This is a genomic window from Thermosporothrix hazakensis, from assembly GCF_003253565.1.
Lineage (GTDB): Bacteria > Chloroflexota > Ktedonobacteria > Ktedonobacterales > Ktedonobacteraceae > Thermosporothrix > Thermosporothrix hazakensis.
This window is the reverse complement of sequence record NZ_QKUF01000014.1, coordinates 101,754-115,631: the sequence shown is the minus strand read 5'-3', so window position 1 is coordinate 115,631 and position 13,878 is coordinate 101,754. Positions and strand designations below refer to the sequence as shown.

The window sequence follows — 13,878 nt, the reverse complement described above, 5'->3', positions numbered from 1 at the left end:
CCTGTCAGGTGACGGAAACAACATTTGAAAACGTGCCGCATCGCGAACTCTCGCACCGGATATCGATCAGCACGAAAAGTGTGCAGCGAATAACTCTACTATTCAGTATAGCATGTCAGGTAGCATCACTATACAACACTGCCAGTATATCACAGAAAGCAGGCATCCATGCCTGAAATCCTGTATTTCTCCGGCCTCTTTGAAGAAAGCTTACAGTACTGTAGAAATGAATTTCTTTTATATTTAAAGGTAATACGATAGGGAGGTGATAGTCAGACTCATATATACAGGAAGAGCAATCAAGTGTGCGAAAGGGGATGCTTGCCACTTCAACCCTCCCTGCGCGTTCCCACCAGACAAAAAGAGACCCGCCATTGCTGACGGGTCTTGCTTTTTGCTTATTGGCCGTTCTGGGACGGATTCCCCTGATCGGTCTTGCCCCCTATAGGCAGCGTCGGCATCGCAGTTGGCAGCTCCGTCGGCGTTGGAGTGGGCGAAGGTGTCAAGGTCGGTGTTGGTGATGGCGTCAAAGTCGGCGTTGGTGATGGCGTCGGCGATGGGGTAGCCGTCTCCGTTGGCTCCGCGGTCGGCTCCTGCGTTGGCTCAACCTTCGAGTAGTTGGCAACATAAAGGATCACGGTATCACCTTCCTTCAGCTCGGATCCTTCCGCGGGCTCCACACGCACAACGGTATCATCGCTCAGAGCCGCGTTTACGCCCGCATCCTGCTCACGAATGCGATCAAGCGGAATACCGGCCTCACGCAACTTCTGGCGCGCAATATCAAGGTTGACATTGGTGATGCCACTCGGCACCTTCAGGCCGAACTTCAGCGTCACCGTTCCCCCGGCGGCAATGTTCATATTCGGATCGGGGGACTGCGCGATCACTACACCCGTTTTCACATTATCCTCGGGCTTGATGACCAGCTTCTTCTCTTTCGCCAGCTTTTCGGCCTCGCTCCAATTCTTCCCATGAAAATCGGGAACCTGAACCTGTTCTTGCGTCGGAGAAGCCGTCGGCGTTGCCGATTGCGTCCACGGCAGCTTAATCAGACCAAGCTCACCGGCCAGAAAGGCGCTGAATCCCAGTAAGACGACAGCAGCAAGTAAGATAAGAACAGTGATAATACCGGCAGCACGGGATTCTTTCTGTGGGACCTCAGCAGCTGCATCTGACTGCATCATGGTATCGCGCTGAAACGGACGCGTTGCCCCGGTAGGGTCCATAGAGGTTCCTGACTGCGACCCAACCATCAACGGCGCCTGAGCGTAGGCGGGATCTACCGGCTCCCCTTGAGGAGGAAGCATATGTTGCGGGTTCGACGGATGTTGATAGGGCTGTTGGTAGACACCACCAGCGGAAGGCCCTCCTGCGACAGGAGGCGAAATGACAGTCGCACTATCAGTCGCGACCAGCAGGCCACTATTATGGAGCGGATGAAACAGGGAGGCATCCCCCTGTTCCAGCGCTTCGAGGGCTCGCGCAAGCATATTGCCATCTCGATAGCGCATCTCCGGCTGTTTTTCCAGACAGCGTAAGATAATATCTTCAAGGGCCGGAGGAATGCCCGGATTGAAATGACTGGGAGGCGTGGGGGGGTCCTGAATATGCTGCATTGCAACGGCAACAGGTGTGTCACCCTCAAATGGTGTGCGCCCGGTCAGCATCTCATACATGACGATTCCCAGCGCATACACATCAGCGGCAGGGCTGACGATTTCCCCCTGTGCCTGTTCCGGCGCATAATACTGCACCGTACCAAGTGTCATCCCCGTGGTTGTCAGACGCTCGGCATTAATATCTTTATAGACACTGGCAATACCAAAATCGGTTAACTTGATCGAACCATCACGCCCAACCAGAATATTCTGCGGTTTGACGTCGCGGTGCACGATCTGCCGTCGATGAGCAGCGCCCAGACCAAGTGCCACATCATGAGCAATAATAATCGCCCGATCGACAGCCAGTACCCCCCGAGTCCGCAGATAGCGGCGCAGGTCAGTCCCTTCGACCAGCTCCATGACAATAAAATAATTACCGTCGCTCTGGCCGTAGTCATAGACCTGTACGATGTTGCGATGCTGGAGAGATGAAGCCGCTTTCGCCTCGCGCTGGAAGCGGGTAACAAACTTCGGATCGGTACTATAAACATCGCGCAGCACTTTAATAGCGACATCGCGTTCCATATGCATATCACGCCCACGGTAAATGGTCGCCATGCCGCCCCGCCCTATTGGTTCGAGTAGTTGGTATCGCTCAGCCAAAACTTCGATTTGCATAGTTCTCCGCACTGTACAGGCAAGATATCGGTTGCCTATTTTCCGAAATCAGGCAACTCTCTTTCTCAGAAGCGTTCTACAGAATGATGCCTGATCGCACCTTCTTCCGATGCGCCTTCCACACACACCACACTCCACCAACAATTCAGGATACAGATTATTGCTACCTTATCGACGAAAAGGCGTAAGTGCTTTCTCTGATCGGTGATACGATAAGCTGACTACAGATCAGAGCCTCCGGCCCGGCCGGGAAAAAATGCATTGCGTCACTTATTTTAACCTATTCTGCGACAGAATGGAACATTCTACACAAAAGTAGGAGTTTACAACTGTATGCCAGCGCCAATCAACTTCAGCTATTACCGCTCGATTATTTCTCTTCCTTACGCTCCAGAAACTCACTCTGATCTGGCACAAGCAGGGCTGCATTCGGTCCCGGAACGCGCTCATCCCCGTTACGCCTTGTAATACGCAATATATCCATATGTTCTAACACAGGCAAAATATATTTTCGTGTCGTTCCCAGGAGGTCCCGCGCCTCGGCAACCGTCATCGTACCATGCTGATACAGATAGGTCAGCACTTTGCGCAGCATTTCCTCATAGGTTTCACGCAAAAAGAGCAGGCCGTCACCAATCTTGACAAGCACTCCCTGCTCTATCAGGGCCGTGACCACCTCCGCCTCTGCAATCTTCTCGGCCTCGGCACGCGTTGGCGGCGTAAACGGACTGGCCCGGAACCTCTCCAATAATTGTACCACCTGCTTCTTCTGTTGTTCTGTATACTGCGGTGCATAGCCCGGAAGATGGACCGTGCCCGCTCCCCGCGTCTCCGATAGGCCCCCTGTGCCCGGTATCTCTCCCTGTTCCAGCACGCCTTCTCTCTGTAACGTCGCAAATACATCGGCAGCAAGACGGGGCGTCAGATGCAGGCGAGTACGCCACTCCTCTTTGGAGAGTCCGCTTCTCAACGGATAGCGCCTGTGGAAATCACTCACCAGACGGACGCTCTCCTCAACCAGGGCTTCCCAGACCGTCTGCGCGACCCAGAAATTGCCTATTTTACGCACTCTTCTTTCAGATAACAACGTGTCACATATCTGTTGTGTCACATCTTCTGCAAGATTACACTGTCGGGCCAGATCTCTCAGCTCATATCCTTTTCCACCCGACGCAGAGGCGCCCTTTTTCGCTCCGACCCGGCGGGTTTCCAGAGCAGCCAGCACCAGATCTTCCGGCGTGCCATGAAGCATCTGTTCCAGCGTCTCAAGCACCGAAGCCTGAAAGCGTCGATGATACCGGGGCCGTGTGTCTACTACCTCCCCGCCGCCAATAGTCATGCTTGGCGAAGGGATACGCAGGACGAACGGGTCCCGTCGCACCAGTACCGCCGGACGGCTGAGGCGAAACTGCGCCCAGGCACTCGCTCCCGGCTGCAACGTCTCCACATCTAGCAGGCGCACCTTCGCCGGAATCTCCTGGGAGCCGCTGAACACCTCTACCTCTGTATTATGCGTTAGCGGACGAGGTGCATCGGGCAACAAGCGTATCCGCGCATCAAAGAGCTGGACCGGACGCAACTGCCCCGGCAGGGCCACAACATCTCCACGCCTGACATCGCTACGAGCAATGTTCGCCAGATTGAGCGCGACCCGGCTCCCCGGACGAGCCACCTCGACAGCCTGCTTATGCGTCTGCATGCCTCGAATACGTGTACGTAAGCCAGCAGGCAGGATCTCCACCTCCTGTCCAACGCGGAGTGTCCCATCAAGAAGCGTCCCGGTCACAACCGTGCCAAAGCCGGTGAGCGTAAAGACACGGTCAACAAACAGGCGTGGGCGGGCAATATCCTGCCGCACTTCCTCTTCTGACAATATACGGTCAAGTGTGCTCAGAAGTTCCGGCAACCCCTCTCGCGTATAGGAAGAAACAGGGAGGATCGGGGCCTGAGCCAGCGTGGTAGGCCGAAGTTGCGCGCTCACTTCCTCACGCACCAGTTCCAGCCATTCCTCATCCACAAGGTCGGCCTTTGTCAAAGCCACGACACCACGGGGAACCCGCAGCAGGTCGAGAATTGCCAGATGCTCCCGCGTTTGCGGCATAATCCCTTCGTCAGCGGCAACAACCAGCAGCGCCGCATCAATGCCGCCTGTTCCTGCTAACATATTCTTTATAAAGCTCTCGTGACCGGGTACATCCACAATACTGACCTCACGCCCGCCTGGCAACGTCAACCAGGCAAAGCCCAGATCAATGGTCATGCCACGCGCTTTTTCCTCTGCCAATCGGTCAGGATCAATTCCGGTGAGCGCCTGCACCAGCGTCGACTTTCCGTGGTCAATATGCCCGGCAGTACCAATACAACTCATAGTTCCTCTTGCTACGCTTCCTTAGCCCTTATCAGAAGTCTTGTTTCTCGATGGATCAAGGATAATCCCAGACGGTTTCAGTATACTACAACAAGCCCTTTCTGCCCAATCGAGCGCATAAAAAAGGGAGACGATGCCCGAAACATCGTCCCCCTCAACAATGGGCAGAGGTAAAAAAAGGGTTATTCTTTCACATCACGTCTGGCCATGAAGAAGACGGCAATAGCCAGCAAGGCAACCGTATAGCCCGCGATTACAAGCAAGAACTGTGTAGACGAGTAGCTCCCGTTGACAATCGGTGTAAACATCGCCAGACGCACGTGCTCCTGACCGGCCCAGGCAGAAACCAGCGCGTTCAGATCAGGCCCGAGCAGATACGTCTGAATCTTCAGGAAGATGTCGTTGTGGGTAAAGCTTGCCACAAGGTAGAGCATGATTGTTGCCATGTTATCGACGGCAAACCAGCAGAGTGCCGCTGTCATCCCGAATGCCAGCGAGCGCCCGAGGACCGCCATTGCCGCAGCCATTATAATGGTCACTACGTGGCTAATCAGCGCCGAGGAGAGAAAATAGCTGGCAAATTTCCAGTTCTCGCCTTTCAACGCGCTCAGGCTGTTCAGATTCCCGGCCAGAATCAAGGCGTTCACGACTGAACCCAGAGCATAGACCAGGACGCTGATAACCAGCATGCCAAGCGCCATAATCAAGAGGGCAGTCAGTTTCGCGAACAGAAGCTGTAGTTTCCCTACACCGCGACCAAGCACCACACGGATCGTACCGAAGTGATATTCCATCCCGATCAAGTAGGCCGTTATCATGATCAGGAAGAGCCCACCACACACCCGCACAAACATCAGCCCCTCAAACTGGTTCGTCCAGAAGCCAACAGGATCTTTGAGCGGGCTCCTGGCATCATTCCCTATATCCGTAAGCAGAATCAGCAGATTCACACCTACCAGCCCACAGAGCGAAAGCAGGCCGGCCACCCAGGTCAGCGGATGCCGCATGAGCTTCGTTATTTCGCCCCGAACCAGCCCGGGGAAGCTCGGGAACATACCTATCGCCATGTGCCCCTGTACGTTTGACACCTCCATACTCAGTACTCCTCAATTCGTCCATGCCATGTGTTTTTCAGAAAATCATACATACAAAAGCCTTGATACACACGTTCAGCGTATAGCCTTCAATCACTCAATCAATCTAGTCAGAAACGATACTGTAGAGCTGTCGCACAGGTATCGCATAATTGTCGCAAAACTGTCTCAGTACCGGCCCCCTTCCTGATCCCCGCGTTTCCGATTCTCCAGAGACCAAACGCGGAGGCTGACCCCTTTGTAGCTGCTTTGTAGTAGCTTTGTAGTAGCTTTGTAGTATAATGGGGGACGTACGAACAGATTTTCCGCCTGGTTAGCCTTGATGATGAGGATGTTGCAGAAACGCAATGAATGAAAAGATACAATCCGTCCTGAACTCACTCCCACACAAGCCCGGTATCTACCTGATGAAGGATGCAGAGGGCAAGATTATCTACGTTGGTAAAGCGATCTCGCTGCATAATCGCGTGCGCTCCTACTTCCAGCCTTCCGCCGACCTGAGCCCCAAGAATCAAAGCATGGTCGCTCGTGTTGACGACATCGAGTTTCTGGTAGTTGAAAACGAGGTCGAAGCGCTGGTACTGGAGAGCAACTATATCAAGCAGTATCGCCCGAAATATAATGTGCTGCTTCGCGATGACAAGAACTATCCTTATATCAAAATCTCGCTCACCGAAGATTTTCCGCGTGTCTATCGCGTCCGCAGCTACCAGCGTGATGGGAACCGCTATTTTGGACCCTATACCAATTCGGGCGCGGTCGATGCCACATTAGATCTGCTCAATAAACTTTTTGCTTTCCGCACCTGCCGCTATGATGGCAGCAACTGGGCTCCCCCGCGCGAAGGCGAAGTGCCCGCCGGCTGGAAACAGAAGCTTCTCACGCGTCCTTGCACCCAATACTATATTCACCGCTGTCTGGCTCCCTGTGTGGCCTATTGTACCCGAGAGGAATACGACGCGGTGATTCAGCAGGTGATTCTTTTCCTTGAGGGCAAGCATGATGAGATCCTGAAAGATCTGCAACACCAGATGGAGACCGCCGCCGAAAACCTTAATTTCGAGGAGGCCGCCCGCATCCGCGATCGCATCAAGGCCGTTGAACGCGTGCTGGAGAAACAGCGCATCATTAACACGGAAGGACAGGAAGATCAGGACGTGATCGCTCTGGCCCGCGGGGATGATGAAACCTGTGCGCAGGTCTTCTTCTTCCGCAGCGGTAAGCTCATAGGGCGCGAATCCTTTATTCTTCAGGGAACCCGCGACAGCAGCGAGGGTGAAATACTCTCCTCGTTCCTGCAACAATTCTACGAAACGTCACCACACATTCCCTCTGAAATCATCCTCGAAGCAGAGCCGGATGACCGCGAGGTGCTTCAGAACTGGCTCAAAGAGCGGCGCAAAAGCAGCAACGCCACCTCCAGAAGCACCAGCGTTACCCTGACTGTCCCCAAACGTGGAGACAAGGTCCGCCTGATCGAGATGGTCAGGCGCAACGCACAGGAAGTGCTGGAACAGCAGCGGATCAAATGGCTGACCGATAGCCAGAAAACACAGCTTGCTCTGGACGAATTGCAGGAAGCGCTGAATCTGGTCAGCCCGCCACAGCGCATTGAATGCTACGATATCTCCAATACCCAGGGCACCAACTCGGTCGGGGCGATGGTTGTCTTTGAGGGCGGCAAGCCGAAGAACAGCGAATATCGCCGCTTTAAAATCAAGACCGTTGAGGGCGCAAATGATGTCGCCAGCCATCAGGAGGTATTGCGTCGCCGCTTCCGTAAGGTTGCGAAAGAAAAAGCCGATCATACAATGATAGAGAACACAACACTGGAAAACCCTGCGGTTCCAGTAAACGGCGACATCGCTCCCGCAACCGAAGATGAGCAGCACTTTGAGCATGATTGGAGCCTGCCGGACCTCATCATCATCGATGGCGGTAAGCCACAGCTACATGCGGCGATGGAAGTGCTCCAGGAGCTTCACCTTGACATTCCGCTTATCGGGCTGGCAAAGGAAGAGGGTTCACATACCAAACTGGCGACAAATGAGGCTATCTTTGTGCCCGGGGCCACCGAGCCGATCCTGCTTCCCGGCACCTCACAGGCGCTGTATCTGTTGCAACGCATTCGCGATGAAGCGCACCGCTTCGGCATCACCTACCATCGCAAAGTGCGCTCGGAGCGAACCTTTAAGTCTCAGCTCGATGAGATACCCGGCATCGGCCCAAAACGTAAAAAGGCGCTGATGCGTCACTTCGGCTCGCTGAAGGCGATCGGTAACGCCAGTGTTGAAGAGCTGGCAGCCCTAGAAGGAATGACGCGAGAGGCCGCTGAAAAAGTCAAGGAATACATCGGGCGCCAGGAATAAAAAAAGCCAGACATAACGTTATACAATAAGGAGTGCTAGCAGTCACAAGCTCCGATTGACAACACAACGGTTTCGCGTTACTATAACAAATGCAGGGCGACTTTTCCAGTCTCCCCCGTTCTTATGTAATATCATAGTAAACAAATACCTGGCAACAAAAGAGTTGTTCTGACTCTGCGCTGCTATTTTACTGCTCTTTCAGACAAGAAAAGAAAAACAAGCAGTTGTTATGGCCGCTTTGTAGAGAGGTGATTGGTATATGCCAACGTACGAGTATCTCTGTCAAGCCTGTAGCCACCGTTTTGAAACGTGGCAGAAAATGACCGATGAACCGCTGACCGTCTGCCCTGAGTGTGGTGGACATATCCGCAGAGTGCTGTATCCGTCGGGAATCATCTTCAAGGGGTCCGGTTTCTACAAGACCGATCATCCCGGCAGCTCTTCTAACGGAAGCAGCACGAGCTCTACCGAAAGCAAGAGCTCCACAGAGAGCTCTTCTTCGTCAAGCACAAACAACAGCACATCATCCAGCGAGAGCAAAACAGCAACCGCTGCGGGTTCGTAGGGTTCCGCCTTCAGGCGGAGCCTACCGCCGCCCGATAAGAAAAGAGGAGCAAGCAAGACCATATGGGAGAATCGGTTCTGGCCTCCATTCAACGACAGCAGATTGAAGCTGCGATCGGCGAACTCCTGCTTACCGATGATTATTATATTCGGCAGGGCATCCTTGAGAAGATTCGCCACCTGATCGGTCATGCCGATCCGTCATTAGATCCCTCTCTCTTCAGTGAAATGGCACAGGAGGAGCTCCGGGCCCTTCGCCTCTTACCAGCTCCGCCCGACGCTCAATAGACCTCCACTCAAAGGAGGTTCTTTTTTTGCCTGGCGCATCTGAGCGTTTCTCATCGCTTACCTCTTCCATTCACCTGAATAGCCCATCCTACCTTCTGTTTATCCTGTGCCTGATCCCCTTTCTTCGCACTTTTACACCTCTTTTTACCAACCAAAACCCATCTGCACAAAATTGTAGAAGGCAATCTATTCACCCAATATTCCTATTAACAGATCTTACTATGGCACTCGAAACAGCATAAGAGTGTATACTAAAATTACACAATCTGTAGCAGGGAGACAAGGAAGCAAACAATAATACATAGAGAGGTGCAGGAGTTACAGGGTATGCAGGTGCAGCACGAGCCGACACAGGTACAGCAAGAGACGATAGAGGCTCTTCAGAAACAGATCGAAGAACTTACGGCAAGTAACCTCTTATTACAGGAGGAGATTGAGCGAAAAGAACAATTTATCGCGATGATAGCCCATGAGTTGCGCAATCCCCTTGCGCCTATCATTAACTACGCGCAGATGCTGCACCGTCATCTTGCCAACGTAGAAGATCAGGAGCCTGCAACAACGGCACGCCGTCCCAGGGGAATGCAGCGTAATGCCAGTATCATTGTCAGTCAGGCCCAGCGAATGGCCCGCCTGGTCAATGATCTCCTGGATGCGAACAAACTCGCCTCAAACCAGTTTTCCATTCTACCCAGGCCATGTGATCTTGTGACCATCGTCAAAGAGAGCGTTGAGCAGCTTCGGCCCGTCGCTCCCTATCATACCTTCGTCGTGGAAACGCCCGATACTTCTGTACCGGGTAACTGGGATGAAGGGCGCTTGCATCAGGCACTCGGGAATCTGCTGGATAACGCGATCAAGTATTCGGATGAGGGAAGCACCATCACGGTCAAAGTATGGCTCACCTCGGCAACAGCGGAGCAACCGGCTCTTGTACATGTCAGTGTCCATAATCAGGGCATTACGATCCCTCCGGAGGAAAGGGGCCACCTGTTTCAGCCCTTTGTGCGGCTGGAAGCAACCCGGGAGAGGCGCAAAGGAAATGGCCTGGGGCTCTACATCACGCATTCCATCATCGAGGCGCATGGAGGAACGCTACGGCTGGAATTGCCAGAGCCAGGGCAAAGTGGCACCACGTTCTGCTTCGATCTGCCCTTGCAGGATGGCTAAACGTTCCCTCCTCATTCTGCCCGTAGAGCATTCCCCTCAAGCCCGCTTCCCCCTCCAACCAAACAGCAAAGCGTCGCTCCACGCTTTTCGGCTTGAGCACAAACTGAAGGCGCTCCAGTAACTCTGGAAGCGCCTTGTACAAAACAGAAAAGACAAACACGAGGAGACAGCAGGATACGATTTATGTTAGACTGCCTGAGCAAGCACAACAACCCCTTTGAGTAACTGGTCTGTCCCTGTGGATTTCACCAGTTCTGCTGTGCCAGCAATCAACGCAAGATACTGGTTTGCTTCTCCGACCGGCATATCCGAGGGTATCCACGCCATACCGTCTCTGATCTCAGAGGTGCCTGTGATACGATATTCTTTAAACGCGCCGTGATTGTTGCGCAAGGTGATGCGCTGTCCCGGCTGCGCGTTCTTCAGCTTCTCGACCACTTCAAGGGCATTTTCCATGCTACCGAAGTTGTTCAGCCGGTTTCCGAGCTTATCAATGCCAACATCACCGAGCAGACTCGTAATATCCTTTAAAGGCACCTCACCCACTCCAGGGGCCTGCATTGCCATCGACTCAAGCTGAGGATCGGTCTGAAGCACACTCGAGGGATCACCCGTCTGAATGGAGCCAGATTTCAAGAGCTTAGTATCACCAAGCATCTGCTGTAGTCCCAGACCGCCGAGCAGCTCACCAAGCAATCCCGCACTCTCAGGCGACGTGACCGCCTCGGGCTTGCCCTTGTCATCCGTCAGCAGGCGGGCAGTCAAGCCGGGCAGATCATCCACCGCAATCGGCTTCAGATCTTTTGTCGCAGGATAATTGGTAAACACACCGGCAGGCGGATTCTTTTTATCATCCTTAGGCGCAACCGTATGCGCCTTGTTTTTGTTCGGCTGAGAATCATGAACGGCAAAAGCTCGGTGAAAACCAAACGTTGCAGCACCGGCAAGTAAGCCACCAGCCAGTACGACTAAGAGCATGAGGCGTTTGTACTGTCGCATACTCACTTAATCCTTTCCTGAAAAACTAGAAGTAAAGGAAGAAGATATGCAAGACGGCCCGTTGTTGACCGACCATCTTCCCTGCCATCCCTCTCCACAGTTGCCACCACTGCGAATGGCCTGCATCATCGAGCCTTGTGATCCAGATATAGTACAAACCACAAATGTCTCACTCTGTACCACAGTAGCTCACAATGCATTATACATGACAGCATATTTTAAATCAAAAATTATGAGCTCACACCGCACATGTAGTACTATTTTATTTTTAAAAAGTCGGTTCTATGAATGGTAAATTATTCATGCAGATAGTGACATTTTTCCACATATCACATCATGCTTTTTCAACATAGCTTACCTGTAGAATCTGACAGGAGGCCCTGTCTATTTCTCGGGAACCAAAAACCGTTGAGATGAGCGGTGTTTTTGGTCTGGGGAACGGCTATACTGGCAACTGTGCGAGGAAACCTACCAGTAACGCATCATTTCTCGCCCGCGCTGCATTGTGGAACCCGGCGCGAGTGGGAATAGGGCACGACGGGGACGGTGCCCGTACCGGGGTTGAAACTCTGGTATGGTGCTACTGGTAGGGACTCTTCATTCTCTGTCCCGGTTCTTGCGTACAGCGTTGTTTTGCCGCTCTCAAAGCATAGAGAGAGCAGGGCTCCCTATCCTTGTCTATTACCTCGGGATTGGAGCGCCAATGCAGAAGGAGATCATATGACACAGTGGGCCTACAAAGTGGTCTATATCGATTACCGGGGCCGTATTTCCTGTGAGGGGCAGGAAACCCTGATCGGGAATGAGCGCCGCAGCGCCTTTGCCCGTCGCTACCTGAACAGTCTGGGACGCGAAAGCTGGGAGCTGGTCGCCGTTCAGCCTCTGACTACCAACTCCGCATATTATGTTTTTAAACGCCCGGCACAAGAGGGCGACTTCGCAGACGAGCACCCTGAAAAGCAACCTCAGGAGGAACAAACGCCTCCCGCAAGTGGCGGCCCGACCGTCGAGAATGCCTGATCTACCGGGTTGAGTTTCTGGTTTTCCTGAGCGTATCTGTACCCTTCAGATACACTCAGGTTTTTATTGCACTATTCAACCAGCTCACACATCATACTTTTTACCATTTCTCTTTTATACATTCTTCCTACTATTTTGCATATCTCTATTTCTATGCTACTCTGTATACGGAAGAGGACCTCATCTCACAATTACCGCTTTCATATCTGGCCCTCTTGAAGCCGAACATGGGAATATGTGGAAGAAGGGGAAGTAACCGTGACGAAAAGACCAATCCATCCACTCCGCGCTATGCGCGAACACCTGAACCTGACACAGAAACGCCTCGCAGAAGAAGCTGGAGTTGGCGCACAAACAATCCTGCGTGCCGAGCATAACAAGCCTATCAATGCCGAATCGCGCCGCCTGCTCTGTGACTATTTTGGAATGACGCCGGAAGCACTGGGACTGGTCAGCAACGAGCAGAAAGCAGTCGGCAACAGGCGTCCTCCCGACACTCCCGCTATTGCGCTACCGGAAATCCCGACCTCACCGATCGCCCAGGCCATTGCTCAGGGCATCGTTCTGGCCTCGAAGCAGCTTGAAAGCGCCGACATGGCACACACTCGTTTTCATGTGTTACAACGATACGGGCTTGCACCGCACCTCACATAGCCTCTTCCCGACGCTCCTCCACTCTGGCAGCGATTGACATTGGCCCTCAAAAAACCAACTGAACTGGATGATATGACGCTCAAGCATCTGGAAGCTATCACTAGAGATTGCTGGTCCGTGCTATCTGATATGCTCGGAATCTTCTCGCAGGGCATGTTGAACTATGTCTTGCAACGCCTGGAAGTCGTCACCACCTTCCTTGAAAGCCCGCTCTCAGCCGAGGCACGTCACCGCCTCGCTCGCGTTGCCGGTGAGCTGGCTCAAGTTGCCGGTGAGATCTTCTTTGATCTGAAAGAGCATGAGCAGGCAGAGTACTATTATAACGCCGCGCTGGAAGCGGCTCGCATGATCAAAGACGAGATTATGCAGGCGGTTATCCTCGGGCGCAAATGCTTTATTCCGCTCTACAACCGGAACGCTCAGCAGGCACTCACTTTGTTGCAGGAAGCACATACTCTCTCGCCGCTCTACCTTCCTGAGGTCACGCGAGCCTGGCTCTGGGCAATTGAAGCCGAAGCACATGCCCTGTTGCGCAACGAGGCGGCCTGTCAGAAAGCGCTGGATATGTCGGAGTGTTTCCTTGAGCGTGGACAGCCCGGCAACCTGCCATACACCCGCTTTAATAGCACCACGCTGCTGAACTATAAAGGAACCTGCCGTCTCCGGCTGCATCAGACTGAGCTTGCGATTCAGACGCTGCATCAGTCATTATTACGGCTTGATGCAACGCGCACACGTCAGAAAGCAATTGTCTATATCGATCTTGCCAGCGCCTACTGTCAGGCGAATGAGATGAGCGAAGCCTGTCTCTATGCGCAGGAAGCCCTCTATCTGATTGGTCAGATCAAATCGGCACGTGTCTTCCAACGCTTCCTGAACATGCGCCGTCAGCTTGATTCCTGGCAAAAGCTTCCGTCGGTGAAAAGCATTGATGAGCATATCGCCACGCTGCGTCCTCTGATCAATCCGTTCTGGAATACATAAGCCCATGAAGTCCTCGCTTGCTTTCCACATGCTATAATGACAGAGAGATAGCGCTTCTCCAGCCCCATGCCAGAGAAGCGCCCTCG

General features: G+C 53.1%; 12 protein-coding genes and 1 pseudogene. 8 read left to right on the top strand and 5 right to left on the bottom strand.

Annotated elements, in window-relative coordinates; all coding sequences use genetic code 11:
• Nucleotides 1-398: 398 nt before the first annotated feature.
• From pknB to EI42_RS18795, 3 genes are all read right to left on the bottom strand, one after another.
• Entirely contained in the window at nt 399-2,282 is a 1,884-nt protein-coding gene (gene pknB / locus EI42_RS18805) for a Stk1 family PASTA domain-containing Ser/Thr kinase (protein WP_111324176.1), read from the bottom strand.
• Nucleotides 2,283-2,652: 370 nt separating this feature from the next.
• Nucleotides 2,653-4,650, bottom strand: coding sequence for a selenocysteine-specific translation elongation factor (selB, locus tag EI42_RS18800; RefSeq protein WP_111324175.1), 1,998 nt, complete (start codon nt 4,648-4,650; stop codon nt 2,653-2,655).
• A 182-nt stretch (nt 4,651-4,832) separates the two neighbouring features.
• A complete protein-coding gene (locus tag EI42_RS18795) occupies nt 4,833-5,744 on the bottom strand; it encodes an ABC transporter permease (RefSeq protein WP_111324174.1) in 912 nt (303 codons plus the stop codon).
• Between the two features lie 347 nt (nt 5,745-6,091).
• Here EI42_RS18795 and uvrC point away from each other — a divergent pair, with 347 nt between their 5' ends.
• Nucleotides 6,092-8,113 carry an excinuclease ABC subunit UvrC gene (gene uvrC / locus EI42_RS18790; RefSeq protein WP_111324173.1) on the top strand — a complete coding sequence of 674 codons (2,022 nt, stop codon included), beginning with the start codon at nt 6,092-6,094 and terminating at the stop codon, nt 8,111-8,113.
• 259 nt (nt 8,114-8,372) lie between these two features.
• Nucleotides 8,373-8,513, top strand: a pseudogene (locus EI42_RS34430) (FmdB family zinc ribbon protein); the annotation flags it as partial.
• Between the two features lie 26 nt (nt 8,514-8,539).
• Here the strand turns inward: EI42_RS34430 and EI42_RS33955 are convergent.
• Entirely contained in the window at nt 8,540-8,740 is a 201-nt protein-coding gene (locus EI42_RS33955; protein WP_246046421.1) for a hypothetical protein, read from the bottom strand.
• Here EI42_RS33955 and EI42_RS18780 point away from each other — a divergent pair, their 5' ends adjacent.
• Together EI42_RS18780 and EI42_RS18775 are read left to right on the top strand one after the other, a co-directional pair.
• Nucleotides 8,741-8,965 (top strand): hypothetical protein, encoded by a 225-nt coding sequence (locus tag EI42_RS18780; protein ID WP_111324171.1) that lies wholly within the window; start codon nt 8,741-8,743, stop codon nt 8,963-8,965. It abuts the gene before it with no gap.
• A gap of 327 nt (nt 8,966-9,292) precedes the next feature.
• Nucleotides 9,293-10,135, top strand: a complete 843-nt coding sequence (locus EI42_RS18775) for a sensor histidine kinase (RefSeq protein ID WP_111324170.1) — start codon at nt 9,293-9,295, stop codon at nt 10,133-10,135.
• Nucleotides 10,136-10,321: 186 nt separating this feature from the next.
• On the opposite strand, the gene EI42_RS18770 is transcribed toward EI42_RS18775, so the two are convergent.
• Entirely contained in the window at nt 10,322-11,134 is an 813-nt protein-coding gene (locus tag EI42_RS18770) for a hypothetical protein (protein WP_111324169.1), read from the bottom strand.
• A 413-nt stretch (nt 11,135-11,547) separates the two neighbouring features.
• On the opposite strand from EI42_RS18770, the gene EI42_RS33365 reads away from it, so the two are divergent.
• The 4 genes from EI42_RS33365 (at nt 11,548) to EI42_RS18755 (ending at nt 13,792) form a co-directional block, all read left to right on the top strand.
• Nucleotides 11,548-11,724: a hypothetical protein gene (locus tag EI42_RS33365; RefSeq protein ID WP_211326250.1), complete on the top strand. Its 177-nt coding sequence runs from the start codon at nt 11,548-11,550 to the stop codon at nt 11,722-11,724.
• A gap of 130 nt (nt 11,725-11,854) precedes the next feature.
• Nucleotides 11,855-12,154: a hypothetical protein gene (locus EI42_RS18765; RefSeq protein ID WP_111324168.1), complete on the top strand. Its 300-nt coding sequence runs from the start codon at nt 11,855-11,857 to the stop codon at nt 12,152-12,154.
• Between the two features lie 258 nt (nt 12,155-12,412).
• Nucleotides 12,413-12,808: a helix-turn-helix transcriptional regulator gene (locus EI42_RS18760; RefSeq protein WP_137686129.1), complete on the top strand. Its 396-nt coding sequence runs from the start codon at nt 12,413-12,415 to the stop codon at nt 12,806-12,808.
• A gap of 39 nt (nt 12,809-12,847) precedes the next feature.
• A complete protein-coding gene (locus tag EI42_RS18755; RefSeq protein WP_137686130.1) occupies nt 12,848-13,792 on the top strand; it encodes an NsdA family TPR-like regulatory protein in 945 nt (314 codons plus the stop codon).
• The last annotated feature ends 86 nt before the right edge of the window (nt 13,793-13,878 follow it).